The following is a 17288-nucleotide window of genomic DNA, read 5'->3' on the forward strand; positions in this document are numbered from 1 at the left end:
GGCCGTGCCCGCGCCGGAGCGATCGTCATGGCCGGTTCAGTTGTAGTCGAACAACAAGACAGCGGCTCGACAGGCGGGCCTCTTTTTTCGTTGGGGAGCGGCCGAACTCGGCAACGCATCGCTGCGCTTCAGGGCAACGGGTAGGTCAGCAGCAGGAGGTGCACCGCGTTCACCGCGGTATGCAGTGCCACGGCTACGGTCAGGCGGTTGCCGGAGAGATGGAAGGCCAGCCCGTAGGCGAGGCCGGCCAGCGCGGCGATGGCGGCGAAGGCGGCGCTGAACGGCAGGTGCGCCGCGCCGAACAGCAGGGCAGTGAGCAAGACGCCGGCCGCGACGCCGAGCCGCTCGATGAGCCAGCGTTGCAGCAAGGCGCGGAACAGCAGCTCCTCGGCCAGGCTGGTGACCAGCAGGTTGATCGCCAGCCAGCGCAGCAAGTGTTCCGGCCACTTCGGCGACCAGCCCAGGACATCGGTGACGAGTGCCAGCAGCGGCACGATCATCGGCGCGGCAAACGCCACCGCCGCGGCGGCGATCGGACGGCAACGCCTCGGATGTGCGTGTCCAAGCCACCAGCCCAGCAGCGTCGCGGCGACGAGCGCCTTGTCGAACGAGAGCTGCAGCGTCCAGGGTCGCGAGCCGCCCAGCTCCTGTGGCGATGCCAGCGGCAACGGCGTGAACCCCGGCAACTGGTGTGCCGCCAGCAGCACGCTACCCAGCAGCATGCCCGCCAGCCCGATGCCGGGCGGCAGGCGGTGATGACTCGTCACCCAGCCGATGAACATCAGCCCGGCGAGAAGCCCCGTCGCGTCGACCCGGCCGAGCAGGAGGCCGACCGGCAGCAGCGCCAGTGCCGGGCCGAAGCGCAGCACGAGCGGCCACTGCGCTGCCGGCGCGATGGCGAGCATGGGCGCTCAGTCGTCGCGGGTCAGCACCTCGAGCAGCTCGATCTCGAAGAGGAGGTTCGAGTGCGGCGTGATATGCGCACCCACCTGCCGTTCGCCATAAGCCAGGTGCGCCGGAACGCGAAGCCGGCGTTTGCCGCCTACCTGCATGCCCATCAGGCCGAGGTCCCAGCCCTTGATCACCCGGCCCGTGCCGATCACGCACTGGAACGGCTTGCCGCGCGACCAGGACGAGTCGAACTCGGTGCCGTCTTCCAGCCAGCCGGTGTAGTGGGTGGTGATCAGGGCGCCCTTCACGCACGCCTTGCCGGTGCCGGGGGTGAGGTCTTCGATGTCGAGGTCGGTAGCGGTCATGGCGAGCAGCCTGCGCGGTGAGGAGGCGGCGAGGGTAGCGGTGCGAGGGTGCCGGCTCAAGCGTCGCGGGGCGAGCGTCATGCCCGGCACGACCGCGGCGGCGAAAACCGGTAAGGTTCGTCGATCACCCCGCAGGAGACCCTCCATGAGCCTGACCGACGCCTACGACCCGCAGAACATCTTCGCCAAGATCATTCGTGGCGAGGCCCCGTGCTACACGCTGTACGAAGACGACGACACGCTCGCCTTCCTCGACCTTTTTCCGCAGTCCTACGGCCATGCGCTGGTGATTCCCAAGCGCTCGGCCGCGCGCAACATGCTCGATGTCGATACCGAGGCGCTGTGCAAGATGATGGTCACCGTGCAGCGCGTGATGCGTGCGCTGGTCGAGGAACTCAAGCCTGACGGGGTGCAGGTGGCGCAGTTCAACGGCGCTCCGGCGGGGCAGACGGTGTTCCACATTCATTTCCACGTCATCCCGCGCTTCGCCGGCGAGGGGCTCGACATCCATGCGGCGGGCAAGGCCGATCCGGCGGAGCTGGAAGCCTTGCAGGCGCGACTGGTCAAGCGGCTCCAGCAGGGCGGCTGAAGGTCCGCTGCTTGCCGACTGCGACCATCGCATCAGCCGGCAGGCACCAAAGTACTATTCGGGACACTCGCGCCGGCTTTTAACCTGCCGGCATGAAGCGAATTCTCGGTTTTGACGGGTGGTTCCGACAGGCACGGCGGGCGCTGACCGTGGCGGCGGCGGTCACGGCACTGGCAGGCGCGACGATCGCCGTCGCCGACGTGGCAACGCCAGCGGTGCTGCACCTTGGCGCGTTGCAGTACGGCACCGTGCATTGGGAACTCGAACATCTGCAACGGCGCGGCCTCGACCGGGCCAACGGCTTCGAGCTGCGGGTGCGGTTGCTCGCCGACCTGCCGGCGTCGCGGCTGGCGCTTGCCAGCGGCAGCGTCGACGGGGCGGTGGGCGATCTGCTGTGGGCCCAGGCGCGCCATGAGGCCGGTTCGACCTACGCGTACCTGCCGTTTTCCTCGCAGATCGGCGATCTGCTGGTGCCGCTGGCAAGCGACATCCAGGGGCTAGCCGATCTGCGCGGCAAGCGTATCGGCGTCGCGGGCGGGCCTGATGGGCAAGGCTGGTTGCTGTTGCAGCAGGCTGCGCGCGCCCAGGGCCTGGACCTGACGGACGCCGCCGAGGTGCAGTTCGCCGCGCCGCCCCTGCTCGAGCAGGCGCTGCGACGCGGCCAGCTCGATGCGGTGCTGACCTTCTGGCAGTTCGCCGCGCGGATGCAGGCCGCCGGCGGGGTGCGCTCGGCCCTGCGGGTCGAATCGCTGCTCGGTGAGCTCGGGCTCGAGGGCGACGTACCGGTCCTCGGTTATCTCTTTCCTCGCGACTGGGCTGTGCGCAACGCCAATCTGCTGGCGCGTTTCGCCCGGGCGGTACGCACCGCCAAGCACGAACTGGCGACCGACCCCGCCGCCTGGGCGGCACTGCGCCCGTTGATGCGCACCGACAGCGAGGCCCTGTTCGACGCATTGCGCGCCGGCTACTTGGCAGGCACGCCGGCCCCGCTGGATGCCGCGCGCATCGCCAATCTCCAGCGCTTCCTGCGGCTGACCGGCGCCGACCCGAGCCGGCTGCTCCCGGCCGAGGCCTTTGTCCGGGAGCAGCCGTGAAGCCGCCGCGCTGGAGCCATTGGATCGCGCTGCCCGCCGCGTTGATGGTGTGGACGGCGCTGTCCTCGGTGCTCGACGCCAGCGTGCTGCCGACGCCACTGACGGTCGGGGACCGGCTGTGGAGCGCCCTGCAGAGCGGCGAATTGCTGCATCACCTCGGCATCACTCTGCGCCGGGTGCTGGTGAGCTTCGCGCTGGCGATGGCGCTGGGCACGTTGCTGGGCGTCTGGATGGGCCGGTCACGGCTCGTCAATGCGGTGCTCGATCCCCTGCTGGTGCTGTTTCTCAACCTGCCGGCGCTGGTGACCATCATCCTGCTGTACGTCTGGTTTGGCCTGATCGAGGTCGCGGCGGTGATGGCGGTGGTCATCAACAAGGTGCCCAGCGTCGCGGTGACGCTGCGCGAAGGCGCGCGCAGCCTCGATCCGAAGCTGGAGCAGATGGCGCGCGTCTACCGCTTCGATCGTCGCCAGTGGCTGCTCGACCTCTGGCTGCCACAGCTCTTCCCGTACCTGATGGCGGCGACACGGGGCGGGCTGTCGCTGATCTGGAAGATCGTGCTGGTGGTCGAGTTGCTGGGCCGCTCGGATGGTATCGGTTTCCAGCTCCACCTGGCGTTCCAGGTGTTCGACGTCGCCGGCATCCTGGCGTACAGCCTGGCGTTCATCGCCGTGGTCCAGCTGATCGAGCTGGCGATCCTCCAGCCGCTCGAACGGCGTGCCGGCGCCTGGCGTACGGCGGGTGTCGCGCATGCTTGAGCTGGCGCTGACGGGCGAGGGCGCACACCCGCTGCTGGGCCGTATCGTCGCGCAGGTGTCGCCCGGCGAACGGCTCTGCCTGCTCGGCCCGTCCGGCGTCGGCAAGACGACCCTGCTCAACGCCATCGCCGGGCTGGATCCGCGCGTACCGGGCGCTGCGATCCGCCGCCGGCCCGCGCTGCGAATCGGCTATCTGTTCCAGGAACACCGGCTGCTGCCCTGGCGCAGCGTGCGGCAGAACCTCGCGATGGTCGGTGCCGAGGCGTCGCGCATCGACTGCCTGCTCGAACAGGTCGGCCTGTGCGACGCCGGCGACGCCTTGCCTGACCAGCTGTCGCTCGGCATGGCGCGTCGTGCCGCGCTGGCCCGCTGCCTGGCGGTTGAGCCGGAGCTGCTGCTGCTCGACGAGCCCTTCGCCTCGCTCGACGGGGAGCGCGCGCGGCAGATGCGGCGGTTGATCGCCGAGGTGCTGGCGGCCCAACCGCGGATGGCGATGATCTGCGTGACGCACGATCCGGGCGATGCCGAGGCGCTGGCGAGCCGCGTCTGGTACCTCGACGGCAAGCCCGCGACCTTGCAGCGCGACCTGCGCATGTCGGCCGGCCTGCTGCGCAGTGGCGGTTGAGTCAGCCCGCCGCCAGTTGCGTCAAGGCATGCAGCAGCAGGCCGACCAGCCCACCCACCAGCGTGCCGTTGATGCGGATGTATTGCAGGTCCTTGCCGACGCTCTGTTCCATCTGCGCGACCAGTTCGGCGCTCTCCCAGTTCTCGACGCGTTGGGCGATGTAGCGCCCGATCTGCCCGCGGTAGCGCTCAACGAGGCTCGGCGCGGCGGCCATGAGCTGATCGTCGATCCAGCGCCGCATGCCGTCATCGGCCGCCAGCGCCTCGCCGAGCCCGCGGGTCAGCGTGACCAGCCGGCGGGCGATGCGCGAGTCGGGATCGTCCAGGTCGGTCTGCAGCCAATCGATCAGCTCGCGCCAGAGACTGTGCAGGTAGTCGCCGGTGGCCGGATGTTCCAGCACGCGGGCCAGCACGCGCTCGACGTCCAGCCGCGAGACCGGGTCGTGCTTGAGCCGGTCGATGTAATGGGCCACGTGCTCGTCGAAGCGCTCCCGCAGGCGGTGCTGCGGGTCCTCGACGATCTCGGTGATCAGCGCCGAGAGGCCATCGACGAACTTGTTGGCCGACCAGCCGCCCACCGCGCGGCTCAACCCCAGGTAGCGCAGGGTGCGCACTTCCTCGCTGATGGCCTGGGCGACCAGTGCACGGGTGTCGTCGTCCTGTAGCAGCGCGTCAAGCCGGATCAGCGCCTCGTCGAGCATGGCCTGGTGCCGGCCTTCGCGTGTCAGCAGGTCGAGCACTTCGCCGAGGTAGGGCGCCAGGTCCACGCGCCGCAACCGGTCGAGCGCCTTGCGCTGGATGAACGCCTGCACCGGCTCGTCATGCAGCGCGCGCACGCCGAAGCGCGCCATCGCGACGAACTGGCGACCGACGGCCTCGGCGTTGTCGGGATGACGCAGCCAGTCGGCGATACGGCTGGCGAGGTCCAGCTCGCGCAACTTGGCCAGCACCAGCGGCGTGGCGAGGAAATGCGTGGTGATGAACGCCGACAGGGTGCGGCCGATCCGCGCCTTGCTGCGCGGGATGATCGCCGTGTGCGGAATCGGCAACCCGAGCGGGCGGCGGAACAGCGCAGTCACCGCGAACCAGTCGGCGATCGCCCCGACCATCGCTGCCTCGGCGAAGGAGGCCAGGTAGCCCCACGCCGGGTGGCGCGCCTGCATCGCGGTGGCGAGCGCGTAGAGCAGCGCGGCGAGCAGCAGAAGCAGGCCGGCGACCAGCTTCATGCGGCCAACGGGGGTCTGCCAGGTGGCCAAAGGACGCGTCATGGGGGACCTCGTGTCGGTATCGGTGACGCTGCGTCGCAGCGCAGCCCTCAAGGCAAGGGAGTGATTTTACGGCCAAGCGTTCGCTGCGACGCCGGGGTCGGACAGGCCCAGCGCGGCCAGTCCGACGGACGTGCTGCCCATCCGGCTCCCGGCGCGAACGGTGCAGGCGAGATGGGTTCTATCGCTGTACTGGCGTTGCCGCACCGCACTACTTATTCGGAGTCAACGATGAACCGCTATGACGTTACCCCCGTCGACCTAGGCTGGATCATGGTCGAACGCGAGTCGCAGGAGACCGTGCTGCACACCGTGACCAAGGCCGAGATGTTCGAGCAACTGCCCGATTACCTCGACCGCTCGGGCGGCGAAGTCACGGTGTACACCCGCGATGGTTCGGTCGAGGAGGAGCGCAGCTATCGGTCCAACGAACGGCGGTGATCGGCCGGGCGAGGGCGTTTTCCTCGACCTGCCGGGTAGGCATTCCGGCAATGCTGTCGGCGATGGCTGCGCTGCGGCCGTGCCAATGCAGTGGATTCAGGCACCTTCGCCGGCGGTGGCTTGTCCTAGCCTTACCGCTCCGCTTCACGGGGCTCGACCAAGGGAATGTGCCATGCGATTCGCGGTGTTGCTGCCTGTGCTCCTGCTTGCCGGTTGCTCCTCCTGGGCGCCGGACCCGGACGAAATCACCCCCGTGCCGCCCGAGCGGATCATGGCCTTCCAGGCGCCGGTGACCGGCGGCGGCGAGGTGGTGGTGACGCGGCACTTCGCGATCCTGGGCGGCGGCTGTTTCGTCGAGGTGCGGGTCGACCGCCAGCTCGGCGCGCGCATTCACGTGGGCGAGCGGGTTCGCTTCCAGTTGCCGCCCGGACAACACATCGTCGGCATCGCGACGGACGAGGCGGATGAGACGTTATGCGGCATGGGCCGGTTGAACCGCGAGGAGCTGGTGACCGTGAAGGCGGGCGAGGCGACGCCCATGCAGGTGATCGTCGACAGCAACATCGGCTTCGACATCCAGCCGGGGGGCGGTGACTGACCGGCCCGGCGGCTAACGCCGCAGGGCGCGGGTGTCGATGATCTGCTCGGCCTGCGCGCGGGCGCGAAGCTGGCCGCAACCGCCCTCGATATCCTGCCCGGCCGAGTTGCGGACCTTGGTCAGGATGCCGCGGCTGTGCAGGTAGCGAACCATGTGGACGATGCGCTCGCCGGTCGGGCGCCGGTAATCGTCACCGTCCAGGCTGTTGTACGGGATCAGGTTGAGCACCGCGTACTTGCCGCTGAGCAGGCGCAGCAGGCCGTCGAGCTCATCCTGGTTGTCGTTGATGCCTTCGAGCAGCGTCCACTGGTATTGGATCGGATGGCCGACGCGACGGGCGTAGTCTTCGCCCAGCTCGACCAGCCGGGCCGGCGCGATGCGCGGCGCCTTGGGCAGCAGTTTTTCGCGCAGTGCCGCATCGGTGGTGTGCAGCGACAGCGCCAGCGCCGGCTTGACCCGCTGCGTCGGCAAGCGCTCGAACACCCGCATGTCGCCAACGGTGGAGAACACCAGGTTCTTGTGCCCGATGCCGCCGTCGGTGCCGAGCAGCTCGATCGCTTCGAGCACGTTGTCGAGGTTATGGGCCGGTTCGCCCATGCCCATGAACACCACCTTCTTCACCGGCCTCATACGCCGCGCCAGGGCCACCTGGGCGATGATCTCGCCACTGCTGACCTGACGCAGCAGGCCACTGCGACCGGTCATGCAGAACACGCAGCCCACGGCGCAGCCGACCTGCGTCGAGACGCACAACCCGTCGCGCGGCAGCAGCACGCTCTCGATCATCTGGCCGTCATTCAGCTTCACCAGCAGGCGCGCCGAGCCGTCGGCGGCGGGGTGGTGCGCGTGCACCTGCGCCAGCGCGTCGAGCTCACGCTGCACCTCGGGCAAACCCTCGCGCACGCGACGCGGCAGGAAGGTCTCGGCCTGCTGGGCCTTGCGGCCTTCATCGAGCGGTGAGCCTTTCAACCAGGCACGCCGGATGCGGCCCAGGTGCCGAGGGTTGGCGCCGAGCTGGGTGAGTCGCTGGTTGAAGTCATGGATACGCATGGGGCGCGGATGCTACCACCGAGGGTGTTGGGGTGAAGGGGTTTTTGCGCTGGCGGCTCGATCAGGCGGCTTGGCCGCTGCGTCCTCGGCCCGCCCTGCCGGTTGCGCCCTGACATGCTACGAAAATTCTGTAGGAGCCCGCTTGTGGGCGAAGCTTTTGCTTTTTGGCTTTTTGGCTTTGCGGTCTCGGACACGGCATTTTCCTCGACCCGACCGACAGATTGCGCTCTGCACGGCGCGACATGCTACGAAAATTCCGTAGGAGCCCGCTTGCGGGCGAAGCTTTTGTTCTTTCTGGCATCTCGACTGTGCGCTTCGGACGCCGCACTTTCCTCGGCCCGGCCTACAGGTTGCGCCTTGCACGGCGCGTCACTTTCTCTTGTCTCGCCAAGAGAAAGTAACCAAAGAGAAGGCGACCCCATCATCCGGGTCTTCGCTGCGCGAAGACTGCCCTCACTCCGGCGCCGCTCCGGGGGGCGCGTCACGACGGGACGTCCCTGTCCCGCCGCGCCTCGCTCGGCGTCCTGCCTCGCGTCCCCCTGCGCAACGCCTGCGTTCGGCCGGATAAAAGGGGGGTGGTCAGAGTGGCTTGATGGTTGGGTGCAGAGCGGTGGCAAGGGTTTGACGTAGGGCGGATTCAGGAGCGAAGCGAACAATCCGCCGGGGACATCGCCGATGTGAAACCGGTGCATTGCTTCGCGAATGCACCCTACGGTTACTCCTGTTCGAGACCACAACAGCTTTGCTTTCTGCTTTTCCACACCCAAACCATCAGGCCACACCACTCGCCCCTTCAGCAGGCCGAGCGCAGGTGTCGTGGAGGGGGTCGAGCGGCAGGGATGCCGCGAGAGCCGCGAGGGCCAGGGATGGCCCTTCGTGGCGTGCCCCTGGAACGGCGCCGGAGCGAGGGGACCCCGGCAAAGCCGGGGCCGGATGCAGGGGCAAGCGGTTTTGGTTACTTTTGCCGCGATTGGCAAAAGTGACGCGCCGTGCAGGGCGCAACCTGTCGTCCGGGCCGAGGAAAGTGCGGCGTCCAAAACCCAGACCCGCAAAGCCAAAAGACAAGAGCATCGCCCGCAAGCGGGCTCCTACAAAAACATTTCGTGCCGTGCAAGGCACAACAGAACGCCCCCGATGCGAAACCGGTGCATTGCTTCGCGAATGCACCCTACGGTTGTCTCCCGCTCGAGACCACAACAGCTCGGTCTCTGCTTTTCTGCTTTTCTGCTTCGCTTTCTGGCTTTTCCCAACCAGAACCATCAAGCCACACCACTCGCCCCGTCAGCAGGCCGAGCGCAGGTGTCGTGGAAGGGGTTGAGCGGCAGGGATGCCGCGAGAGCCGCGAGGGCCATGGATGGCCCTTCGTGGCGTGCCCTGGAGCGGCACCGGCGCGAGGGGACCCCGGCGAAGCCGGGGCCGGATGCAGGGGTCGCCTTCTCTTTGGTTACTTTCTCTTGGCGAGACAAGAGAAAGTGACGCGCCGTGCAAGGCGCAATCTGTAGTTCGGGCCGAGGAAAGCGCTGCGGCCAAAAAACCTCAGCGAGACGCCAAGAAACAGAAGCAAAAGCATCGCCCGCAATCGGGCTCCTACAAGTTCTTCAACGCTTAGCGCCGTGCAGGGCGCAATCTATCGTCCGGGCCGAGGAAAGTGCGGCGTCCGAAACTTCCGATCGTGAAGCCAAAAGACAAGAGCATCGCCCGCAAGCGGGCTCCTACAAAAACATTTCGCGCCGTGCGGGGTGCAACCTGAAGGCCGGGCGCGGAAAGCGCGGCGTTCAAATGCCCAGTCGAGGTGCCGTAAAACCAAAAGCTTCGCCAGCAAAGACTAGGCGTCCCCCTGGCTCCTACAAAGACGCCTCAGATTCGGCATCCATGACCGGATGCAAGCGGGCAGGCCATGCAAAAAAAAGCGTGGCGCTCGAAGCTTGAGCGAGATACCCCCAGCACCGCTCAATGCGCCGCTTTCCCCTTCCCCTTGGGCAGCACCTTCCTCACCCCCATCACCACCGCCACGATGATCGCGCCGGCGATGATTCCGGTGATGGCGTTCAGCAGCATCGGGACGACTGCCGCGAACAGCCCGACGCCGGGCAGGGCGCTCACCGCTTCGGTGGAGTCTTCGATCAGGTGATGCAACCAGGCGATGCCGTGGGTGAGGATGCCGCCGCCGACGAGGAACATCGCCGCCGTGCCGATCACCGACAGGCTCTTCATCAGCCACGGGGCGAGGCGCAGGATGCCGTTGCCGATGGCCGCGACCGCGCCGGTCTTGCGGCTGAGGTAGAGGCCGGCGTCGTCGAGCTTGACGATCCCGGCGACCAGTCCGTACACGCCGACCGTCATGGCCAGGGCGATCAGGCACAGCACCGCGACCTGCTGGCCGAAGGGGGCACCGGCAACGCTGCCCAGGGTGATGGCGATGATTTCCGCCGAGAGGATGAAGTCGGTGCGCACGGCGCCTTTGATCTTGCCGCGCTCCAGCGCGACGAGGTCCACCGCCGGGTCGGCGACGCGCTGCTTGTGCTGGGCGTGCTCGGCCTCTTCTTCGTCGTGATGGGCGAACTTGTGCATGAGCTTTTCCACGCCCTCGTAGCAGAGGAAGGCGCCGCCGAGCATGAGCAGCGGCGTCACGGCCCAGGGGATGATGGCGCTGATCGCGAGCGCCGCGGGCACCAGGATCGCCTTGTTGATCATCGAGCCCTTGCACACCGCCCAGACCACCGGCAGCTCGCGGTCGGCGCGCACGCCGGTGACCTGCTGGGCGTTCAGCGCCAGGTCGTCGCCCAGCACGCCGGCGGTTTTCTTGGCCGCGACCTTGGTCATCAGGGAAATGTCGTCGAGCAGGGAGGCGATGTCGTCGATCAGCGTGAGCAGGCTGCTACCGGCCATGGGCGGTTCCTTGAATCGGGTGGATTACTGGGATGGACCATCGGCAGCCGGCTTGGATCGGTCGTTCGGACGAACAGGCATCCTGCGCTGGCGCCGCGGAGCCGGACGATACCGGCAACGCTCGGCCATCGGCTCCCCCGCGATGGGCCGATGCGACCCGGCGCACGCAAGCGGGCGTTCGTCCGGGTGCAATCGTTGGCAACGCGCGCGAGCGAGCGCCACGCCAGGCGTTAGCATGGCAGCTCCAGGCGATGACGAGGACCGACCCATGCGACAGCCCATCACCCCTTTGCTCGGCATCGAGCACCCGATCATCCAGGCGCCGATGGTGGGCGTTTCCACCCCGGCGCTGGCGGCCGCCGTTTCGAATGCCGGCGCGCTGGGGTCCATCGGTATCGGCGCGTCGACGCCGGAACAGGCCCGGCAGATGATCGAGGCCACCCGGGCGCTGACGGCGCGGCCGTTCAACGTCAACCTGTTCTGCCATCGACCGGCCATCGCCGATCCGGCGCGAGAGGCCGCCTGGTTGCGGGCGTTGGCGCCCTTGTTCGCCGAATTCGGGGCCGAGCCGCCCGCGGCGTTGCGCGAGATCTATCGCAGCTTCAACGACGACCCGGCGATGCTGGACACGCTGCTCGACCTGCGGCCGAAGGTGGTGAGCCTTCACTTCGGGTTGCCGCCCAAGGCATGGGTCGACGCGCTGAAGGGCGCCGGCTGCGTGCTGCTCGCCTGCGTGACGACGCCCGCGGAAGCCGCGCTGGCCGAGGCGGCGGGCGTCGATGCGCTGGTGGCGCAGGGGATCGAGGCAGGCGGACACCGCGGCGTGTTCGAGCCCGAGCGGGGCGACCGGGCGCTCGGCACGCTGGCGCTGGTTCGGCTGCTGGCCGAGCGCAGTCGCCTGCCGGTCATCGCCGCTGGCGGCATCATGGACGGGCAGGGCATCGCGGCCGCCCGGGCGCTCGGCGCGGCCGGGGTGCAGATGGGCACCGCGTTCATCCTCTGCCCCGAGTCGTCGGCGAGCGCGCATTACCGCGCCGCGCTCAAGGGGGAGCGGGCCAGCCGTACCCAGGTGGCGACGGTGGTGTCGGGCCGGCCGGCGCGCGGCATGCCCAATCGCCTGTTCGACGAGGTCGGCGCGCTGGACGCACCGCTGCCCGATTACCCGATCGCCTACGATGCGACCAAGGCACTGGTCGCCGCGGCCTCGGCGGCCGGGTGCAGCGATTTCGCCGTCGAATGGGCCGGGCAGGGTGCCCCGCTGGCGCGCGAGATGCCCGCCGCACAGCTGGTGGCCACGCTGGTTGCCGAGCTGGCCGCAGCCAAGGCCTGATCATCCGGGGCGCTCAAGCATGCGTTGTCGACCAAGAACCGGTGTGGCCTGCAAGGTACGCAGCCTGCCCAGTGCGGGCCGCCTTGAACGCCGAGACCCACCAGAAAATTGACCTGCTGCAAACCGGTGCCGAGGGTGCGGTGAGTGCGATCCAGACCAGCACGCACCTGCATGAGTTGTCGGGTCAGCTTAGGCACGTGACGGCGCGGATGAGCGCCTGATCGGCGGTCCTCCCCCGGCGCGGGTCGGGGGAGGACGCGCACGGGCGGTGCGTTGTGGCAGGCTGGTTTCCCTTCGACGGAGACCACTCATGACCCAGACCGAGAAGCAGAAGATGCTGGCCGGCGAGCTCTACCACGCCGGCGATCCCGAAATTCAGGCCGACCAGCTGGCGGCCAAGCAGTGGATGACCCGCTACAACGCCGCGCTGGCGCTGCCAGCCGGGGAACGACGGGCGCTGCTGGCCGAGCGGCTCGGCTCGGTCGGTGCGGACGCGGTGATCCGGCCGCCGTTCCATTGCGACTACGGCTACAACATCCACCTCGGCGACGGGGTGTTCCTCAACTTCAACTGCGTGATTCTCGACGTGGTCGAGGTGCGCATCGGTGCCGGCACCCAGATCGGCCCGGCGGTGCAGATCTACACGGCCGACCATCCGCGCGACGCCGAAACGCGGCGGACCGGGGTCGAGTTCGGCCGGCCGGTGGTCATTGGCGAGCATGTCTGGATCGGCGGCGGGGCGATCATCCTGCCGGGCGTCACCATCGGCGACAACGCCGTGATCGGCGCCGGGGCGGTGGTCACGCGCGACGTGCCGGCCGGCGCCACGGCGCTGGGCAATCCGGCGCGGGTGCGTTAGCGCGTCCGTCCGATCGGTGTGCCATGCGTCTTCTGGTCTCAGCTATTTGCCGGCGCCTGCTGTCGAGACCTTTGTCAGCGCCAATCCTCTGGTGGTGACGAACCTTTCGACAGACAGAGGAGAAAGCAGATGAAAGCGACATGGCAAACCGCAGTGTGCTCGTTGGTCCTTGCCGGTGCCTTTGCAGCCCCGGCGATGGCGAGTGACTTCGACGCCTGGGACACCGACAAGTCGGGCGGACTGAGCTACCAGGAATGGGATGCCGGCTTCGATGAAGAGAGCCTGGTGAAGAAGTGGGACGACAACGGCGACAACTTCATCTCCGACAAGGAGTTTGGCGAGAACATCTACCGCGCGTACGACGCCGACGAGAGCGGCGACTGGAAGGACGACGAGTACCGCACCTTCGAGCGGGACTCGTTGCAGGCCAACGGCCTGTACCGCACCTGAGCGGGCCGATGGAACGAAAAGACCGCCTGCGAGGCGGTCTTTTCGTTTGACGACGCTGGCGCCCGATCAGCTGGCGGCCTCGTCGTCCTGCGGCGTGAGCGAGGTCATCAGTTCGGCATTGAATTCGCGGTTGCCGAAGAAGGCGCGATCCATCTGGCCGGTCACGCGGATGGTGTCGCCGACCTCGATGCGCTGGTAGCCGTCGGCATCGAAGGGGTTGTAGCCCAGCGTCAGGGTATTGATGGTGAGCGTGCCATCGCCGGTGTCGAGGATGATCTCGCGGTCCTTGATGTCCTGCACCGTGCCCTGCAGGGTCGCCTGCGAGGTCGGCAGGAAGGTCGCGGTGCGCCAAGGCGTTTCTTCGTCAGCGGCGCTGGCGAAGAAGAAGCTGTTCAGGCCTTTGACGTAAACGGCGTTGGCTTCGATGGAGGTCAGCTCGTAGAGATCGTCGTCGACATCGCCGTAGACGGTCACCTGGTCGCCTTGCAGCAGCTTGCGACCCTCGGCGTACCAGTCCCAGTCGTCCATCTCGACGATCACATGGCCATCGCCGTAATCGAGCACGAAGGATTCCGGGCCGGCGGATTCGACGGTGCCGCCGATGCCGACCCAGGTGCTGTCGTGCAGGCTGTAGGGGTTGGGCGTGGTGTCCGCCGCCAGCGCGGGTTGGGCGATCAGCGGGGCGGTGGTGGCCAGGGCCAGCAGGGTCTTCTTCATTGGTGTCATGGGGTCGTCCTCTCGATGGTGGTTGCGATCGACGGCGAACCGGGGTTCGACGCCCGTGAACGGCAACTGCCCTGTATCGGAGCCTGTTCGGCAGGTGCCTTACTCGGTAGAAGCCCTGGGCGCCCGAAACGTTCAGGAAAATCGACCCTTCGGTTATTCCTTTTTTGAATCAATGGTTTACGTTTTGTTTCCGGGTGCCGCTCATCCCGCCTGAGCGACCATTGGTCCATCCTGCGAAACCCTTGGCGGCCGCCTGACTTCTAGACCTATGTCAGCGCCATCCTCTGGTGGTGACGTAAAACCGATCAACGTACAGAGGAGAAGCACATGAAAACCAAACTGCAAACCGTACTGGGTGGTATCGCACTGGCTTCGACCGTGGCCATCGCCGCACCGGCCTTCGCCGATGACGATCTGTTCCACGATTGGGACGCGGATTCTTCCGGGGTTCTTGACTACAGCGAGTGGGACGCCGGCTTCGATGATGAAAACCTGATGACGTCCTGGGACGAGGACGGCGATGGCATGGTTTCGGACGACGAGTACAGCCAGGGGTTGTACGAGAGCTATGACGTCGACAACAGTGGCGACTGGAACGACGAAGAGTACGAGCTGTTCGAGGACGACATCGGTGATGGCGGCATCTTCGATGTCTGACCGTTAGCGACACGGTAGCCCGAACGAAAAGGCCGCCCTCGATGGGCGGCCTTTTTCATTCGATCGGAGCCGGCGTCAGGCGGTTTCCCGCGCCTCGGCCAGTTCAGTCGCTTCCGGCCCCTTGTTCAGCTCCTCGTGCAGCACGCTTTCATCGAGCTGGTCGCACCACTTGGCGACGACGATGGACGCCACGCCGTTGCCGATGAGGTTGGTCAGCGCACGGGCTTCGGACATGAAGCGGTCGATGCCGAGGATCAGCGCAAGCCCGGCGACCGGCAGCTCGCCGACCGCCGACAGGGTGGCCGCCAGGACGATGAAGCCACTGCCGGTCACGCCCGCAGCGCCCTTGGAGGTGACCAGCAGCACCAGCAGCAGGGTGATCTGCTGCATCAGCGTCATGGGCGTGTCGGTGGCCTGGGCGATGAAGACGGCGGCCATCGTCAGGTAGATCGAGGTGCCGTCGAGGTTGAACGAGTAGCCGGTCGGAATCACCAGGCCGACCACCGACTTCTGCGCGCCGAGCTTCTCCATCTTCGTCAGCATGCGCGGCAGGGCCGACTCCGAAGAAGAGGTGCCGAGCACGATCAGCAGTTCCTCGCGGATGTAGCGGATGAACTTGACGACGCTGAAGCCGTGCGCCCGCGCGATGCCGCCCAGCACGACCAGCACGAACAGCACGCAGGTGACGTAGAAGCACAGCATCAGCTGGCCGAGCTGCACCAGCGAACCGACACCGTACTTGCCAATGGTGAAGGCCATCGCACCGAAGGCGCCGATCGGGGCGACCTTCATGATCACGTTGATGATGTTGAAGAAGATGTGCGAGGTCTGCTCGATGAACTGGAACATCGGCCGGCCGCGCTCGCCCAGGCGGTGCAGGGCGTAGCCGAACAGCACGGAGAAGAACAGCACCTGGAGGATTTCGCCCTGCGCGAAGGCCCCGACCACCGTGGCCGGGATGATGTTCATCAGGAACTCGATGGTGCTCTGCTTCTCGCCGGCCGAGGCGTAGGCGGCGATGCTGCTGGCATCGAGGCTCGCCGGGTCGACGTGCATGCCGGCGCCGGGCTGCACCAGGTTGACGATCACCAGGCCGATGATCAGCGCGATCGACGAGACGATCTCGAAGTACAGCAGCGCGTAGCCGCCGGTCTTGCCCACGGCCTTCATGCTCTGCATGCCGGCGATGCCGGTGACCACGGTGCAGAAGATGATGGGCGCGATGGCCATCTTGATCAGCTTGACGAAGGCATCGCCGAGCGGTTTGAGCGAGGCGCCGACGTCCGGGTAGAAGTGGCCGATCAGCACGCCGATGGCGATCGCCAGCAGCACCTGGAAATACAGCGTCCGATAGAAGGGTGGCTTGGCAACGGTCGAGAGTTCGAGCGTCTGTGCGGAGGGCATCATCTAATTGTTCTCCTGGCCCGCGAACGCGGGTTGGCCTGTGACACATGCAGCCGGCGCGTTGGACGCGGCTGCACACCTGTTAGCAGGCGGTGGAAGAGCAAGCGACATGCCATGCCGGGGCGAAACGGCGCGCAGGCCCCGCAGGGCGCGGGCTGCCGGGCGGCTGATCGGGCGGTCTTGGCACCGAAGGCTGGCGGGGATACGCCAGATGGGGTTGGCGAGGCGATGGGGCGCGGGCGGAAATCCGCCTCGCAGACGCGGGCAAAAAGAAGCCCGGGACCTGCCCGGGCGTCGGCCACGCTGGCCGAGTGGGGACTACGTGAAAGGCGCTCAGCCGGCCTGTTCGTTCGTGTCTTCGGACAGGGTGGTGATCGCTTGGGCCTTGAATTCGCGGCCGCCGAAGAAGTCCGGGTCCATCGCGCCGACCGCGCTGATGCGGTCGCCGACTTCGATCTGCTGGTAGCCCTCGTCGTCGAGCGGGTTGTAGCTCAGCGTCTCGGTGTCGACGGTGAGGGTGCCGTCACCGGTGTCGAGCTTCAGGTCGCGGCCATCGATCGACGCGACGGTGCCCTGCACGAGTGATTGTGCGGTGGGCAGGTAGACCAGCGTGCTGTGCCAGGGCTCCTCTTCGTCGGCCGGGCTGGCGAAGAAGTAGCTGTTCAGGCTTTCGACGTAGACGGCGCCGGCTTCGATCTTGGTCAGCTCGAATAGGCTGTCGTCGATGTTGCCGAAGACCGTGACCTGGTCACCGGACAGCAGCTTGCTGCCTTCGGGGTACCAGTCCCAGTCGTCCATTTCCACGACGATGGAGCCGTCGCCGTAATCCAGCACGAAGGACTCGGTCCCGGCCGACTCGACGGTGCCGCTGATGCCGACCCAGTTGCCGTCGGGTTGGCTGTAGGGCTTGGGTTCCTGCTGTGCCTGTTGGTTCTCCTGCTTGGCGTCGGCGGCCAGCGCCGGCGCGGCGACGAACGAGGCGAGGGCGGTGATGAAGGTGTTCTTGAACGTGCTCATGGGTCATTCCTCTGTTGCTGTGCGACAAGAAGCGCGACCGGCTGGCGGTCGCCCCAGGCAGCTCACCCACTTGGCGCGATGTTCTGCGCGCAGATGGCCTGTTCAGTAGAAGCCTCATCGCCGGCCAACGTTCTGCCATTCGGGGCGCTGTTTCGACCGTCCATGCCGGCAAGCCAGCGCCGGGTGCGGCAGCTCGTCGCGCCTACGTCCCCCTGCGCCCCCGCACTACGCCTGCCCCGTACGCCTCGACAAAGAAGGGGGCGGAGGATGTTTCGGCCCGG

General features: G+C 67.2%; 19 protein-coding genes. 11 read left to right on the plus strand and 8 right to left on the minus strand.

Annotated features, from left to right (window positions below):
* Positions 1-128 precede the first annotated feature (128 nt).
* On the minus strand, positions 129-905 hold the full coding sequence (locus tag D7325_RS02430) for a CPBP family intramembrane glutamic endopeptidase (RefSeq protein WP_120993717.1): 777 nt from the start codon (positions 903-905) through the stop codon (positions 129-131).
* Positions 906-911: 6 nt separating this feature from the next.
* Positions 912-1256 (minus strand): FKBP-type peptidyl-prolyl cis-trans isomerase, encoded by a 345-nt coding sequence (locus D7325_RS02435; protein ID WP_120993719.1) that lies wholly within the window; start codon positions 1254-1256, stop codon positions 912-914.
* Between the two features lie 145 nt (positions 1257-1401).
* Here D7325_RS02435 and D7325_RS02440 point away from each other — a divergent pair, with 145 nt between their 5' ends.
* From D7325_RS02440 to D7325_RS02455, 4 genes are all read left to right on the plus strand, one after another.
* The gene (locus D7325_RS02440; protein WP_120993721.1) at positions 1402-1845 is read left to right on the plus strand and encodes an HIT family protein; all 444 of its coding nucleotides are present in this window, start codon (positions 1402-1404) and stop codon (positions 1843-1845) included.
* Between the two features lie 92 nt (positions 1846-1937).
* A complete protein-coding gene (locus D7325_RS02445) occupies positions 1938-2939 on the plus strand; it encodes an ABC transporter substrate-binding protein (protein ID WP_120993722.1) in 1002 nt (333 codons plus the stop codon).
* 44 nt (positions 2940-2983) lie between these two features.
* Positions 2984-3697 (plus strand): ABC transporter permease, encoded by a 714-nt coding sequence (locus D7325_RS02450; protein WP_425452243.1) that lies wholly within the window; start codon positions 2984-2986, stop codon positions 3695-3697.
* Complete coding sequence (locus D7325_RS02455) at positions 3690-4322, plus strand: ABC transporter ATP-binding protein (RefSeq protein WP_120993726.1); 633 nt, start codon at positions 3690-3692, stop codon at positions 4320-4322. The genes D7325_RS02450 and D7325_RS02455 overlap by 8 nt, the downstream gene beginning before the upstream one ends.
* Position 4323: 1 nt before the next feature.
* On the opposite strand, the gene D7325_RS02460 is transcribed toward D7325_RS02455, so the two are convergent.
* Complete coding sequence (locus tag D7325_RS02460; RefSeq protein WP_120993728.1) at positions 4324-5589, minus strand: DUF445 domain-containing protein; 1266 nt, start codon at positions 5587-5589, stop codon at positions 4324-4326.
* Between the two features lie 228 nt (positions 5590-5817).
* Here D7325_RS02460 and D7325_RS02465 point away from each other — a divergent pair, with 228 nt between their 5' ends.
* Positions 5818-6027 (plus strand): DUF2188 domain-containing protein, encoded by a 210-nt coding sequence (locus tag D7325_RS02465; RefSeq protein ID WP_162987986.1) that lies wholly within the window; start codon positions 5818-5820, stop codon positions 6025-6027.
* A gap of 172 nt (positions 6028-6199) precedes the next feature.
* The gene (locus tag D7325_RS02470; protein WP_120993732.1) at positions 6200-6625 is read left to right on the plus strand and encodes a 3-isopropylmalate dehydratase; all 426 of its coding nucleotides are present in this window, start codon (positions 6200-6202) and stop codon (positions 6623-6625) included.
* Positions 6626-6637: 12 nt separating this feature from the next.
* Here D7325_RS02470 and D7325_RS02475 read toward each other — a convergent pair whose 3' ends face one another.
* Positions 6638-7675 (minus strand): RNA methyltransferase, encoded by a 1038-nt coding sequence (locus D7325_RS02475; protein ID WP_120993734.1) that lies wholly within the window; start codon positions 7673-7675, stop codon positions 6638-6640.
* Between the two features lie 1950 nt (positions 7676-9625).
* The gene (locus D7325_RS02485; RefSeq protein WP_120993738.1) at positions 9626-10564 is read right to left on the minus strand and encodes a DUF808 domain-containing protein; all 939 of its coding nucleotides are present in this window, start codon (positions 10562-10564) and stop codon (positions 9626-9628) included.
* 268 nt (positions 10565-10832) lie between these two features.
* Between D7325_RS02485 and D7325_RS02490 the strand changes: the two genes are divergently transcribed.
* From D7325_RS02490 to D7325_RS02500, 4 genes are all read left to right on the plus strand, one after another.
* The gene (locus D7325_RS02490) at positions 10833-11894 is read left to right on the plus strand and encodes an NAD(P)H-dependent flavin oxidoreductase (RefSeq protein WP_120993739.1); all 1062 of its coding nucleotides are present in this window, start codon (positions 10833-10835) and stop codon (positions 11892-11894) included.
* An 83-nt stretch (positions 11895-11977) separates the two neighbouring features.
* Positions 11978-12115 (plus strand): hypothetical protein, encoded by a 138-nt coding sequence (locus D7325_RS19020; RefSeq protein ID WP_162987987.1) that lies wholly within the window; start codon positions 11978-11980, stop codon positions 12113-12115.
* A gap of 89 nt (positions 12116-12204) precedes the next feature.
* Entirely contained in the window at positions 12205-12753 is a 549-nt protein-coding gene (locus D7325_RS02495; RefSeq protein ID WP_120993741.1) for a sugar O-acetyltransferase, read from the plus strand.
* A 129-nt stretch (positions 12754-12882) separates the two neighbouring features.
* Entirely contained in the window at positions 12883-13203 is a 321-nt protein-coding gene (locus D7325_RS02500) for a hypothetical protein (RefSeq protein WP_120993743.1), read from the plus strand.
* 66 nt (positions 13204-13269) lie between these two features.
* Here D7325_RS02500 and D7325_RS02505 read toward each other — a convergent pair whose 3' ends face one another.
* Positions 13270-13929, minus strand: coding sequence for a single stranded DNA-binding domain-containing protein (locus tag D7325_RS02505; protein WP_162987988.1), 660 nt, complete (start codon positions 13927-13929; stop codon positions 13270-13272).
* Between the two features lie 327 nt (positions 13930-14256).
* On the opposite strand from D7325_RS02505, the gene D7325_RS02510 reads away from it, so the two are divergent.
* Positions 14257-14586: a hypothetical protein gene (locus D7325_RS02510; RefSeq protein ID WP_120993746.1), complete on the plus strand. Its 330-nt coding sequence runs from the start codon at positions 14257-14259 to the stop codon at positions 14584-14586.
* A gap of 75 nt (positions 14587-14661) precedes the next feature.
* Here the strand turns inward: D7325_RS02510 and D7325_RS02515 are convergent, their stop codons facing one another.
* On the minus strand, positions 14662-15990 hold the full coding sequence (locus D7325_RS02515; RefSeq protein ID WP_120994117.1) for a dicarboxylate/amino acid:cation symporter: 1329 nt from the start codon (positions 15988-15990) through the stop codon (positions 14662-14664).
* A 333-nt stretch (positions 15991-16323) separates the two neighbouring features.
* Positions 16324-17007 carry a hypothetical protein gene (locus D7325_RS02520; RefSeq protein WP_120993748.1) on the minus strand — a complete coding sequence of 228 codons (684 nt, stop codon included), beginning with the start codon at positions 17005-17007 and terminating at the stop codon, positions 16324-16326.
* Positions 17008-17288 lie beyond the last annotated feature (281 nt).

Origin of the sequence: Stutzerimonas urumqiensis, assembly GCF_003640395.1 — a bacterium.
GTDB lineage: Bacteria > Pseudomonadota > Gammaproteobacteria > Pseudomonadales > Pseudomonadaceae > Stutzerimonas > Stutzerimonas urumqiensis.

What these genes read in the sequence shown, in the direction of transcription:
- D7325_RS02430 (WP_120993717.1), bottom strand. Translation starts at nt 905, where the DNA reads ATGCTCGCCATCGCGCCGGCAGCGCAGTGGCCGCTCGTGCTGCGCTTC.
- D7325_RS02435 (WP_120993719.1), bottom strand. Translation starts at nt 1,256, where the DNA reads ATGACCGCTACCGACCTCGACATCGAAGACCTCACCCCCGGCACCGGC.
- D7325_RS02440 (WP_120993721.1), top strand. Translation starts at nt 1,402, where the DNA reads ATGAGCCTGACCGACGCCTACGACCCGCAGAACATCTTCGCCAAGATC.
- D7325_RS02445 (WP_120993722.1), top strand. Translation starts at nt 1,938, where the DNA reads ATGAAGCGAATTCTCGGTTTTGACGGGTGGTTCCGACAGGCACGGCGG.
- D7325_RS02450 (WP_425452243.1), top strand. Translation starts at nt 2,984, where the DNA reads ATGGTGTGGACGGCGCTGTCCTCGGTGCTCGACGCCAGCGTGCTGCCG.
- D7325_RS02455 (WP_120993726.1), top strand. Translation starts at nt 3,690, where the DNA reads ATGCTTGAGCTGGCGCTGACGGGCGAGGGCGCACACCCGCTGCTGGGC.
- D7325_RS02460 (WP_120993728.1), bottom strand. Translation starts at nt 5,589, where the DNA reads ATGACGCGTCCTTTGGCCACCTGGCAGACCCCCGTTGGCCGCATGAAG.
- D7325_RS02465 (WP_162987986.1), top strand. Translation starts at nt 5,818, where the DNA reads ATGAACCGCTATGACGTTACCCCCGTCGACCTAGGCTGGATCATGGTC.
- D7325_RS02470 (WP_120993732.1), top strand. Translation starts at nt 6,200, where the DNA reads ATGCGATTCGCGGTGTTGCTGCCTGTGCTCCTGCTTGCCGGTTGCTCC.
- D7325_RS02475 (WP_120993734.1), bottom strand. Translation starts at nt 7,675, where the DNA reads ATGCGTATCCATGACTTCAACCAGCGACTCACCCAGCTCGGCGCCAAC.
- D7325_RS02485 (WP_120993738.1), bottom strand. Translation starts at nt 10,564, where the DNA reads ATGGCCGGTAGCAGCCTGCTCACGCTGATCGACGACATCGCCTCCCTG.
- D7325_RS02490 (WP_120993739.1), top strand. Translation starts at nt 10,833, where the DNA reads ATGCGACAGCCCATCACCCCTTTGCTCGGCATCGAGCACCCGATCATC.
- D7325_RS02495 (WP_120993741.1), top strand. Translation starts at nt 12,205, where the DNA reads ATGACCCAGACCGAGAAGCAGAAGATGCTGGCCGGCGAGCTCTACCAC.
- D7325_RS02500 (WP_120993743.1), top strand. Translation starts at nt 12,883, where the DNA reads ATGAAAGCGACATGGCAAACCGCAGTGTGCTCGTTGGTCCTTGCCGGT.
- D7325_RS02505 (WP_162987988.1), bottom strand. Translation starts at nt 13,929, where the DNA reads ATGACACCAATGAAGAAGACCCTGCTGGCCCTGGCCACCACCGCCCCG.
- D7325_RS02510 (WP_120993746.1), top strand. Translation starts at nt 14,257, where the DNA reads ATGAAAACCAAACTGCAAACCGTACTGGGTGGTATCGCACTGGCTTCG.
- D7325_RS02515 (WP_120994117.1), bottom strand. Translation starts at nt 15,990, where the DNA reads ATGCCCTCCGCACAGACGCTCGAACTCTCGACCGTTGCCAAGCCACCC.
- D7325_RS02520 (WP_120993748.1), bottom strand. Translation starts at nt 17,007, where the DNA reads ATGAGCACGTTCAAGAACACCTTCATCACCGCCCTCGCCTCGTTCGTC.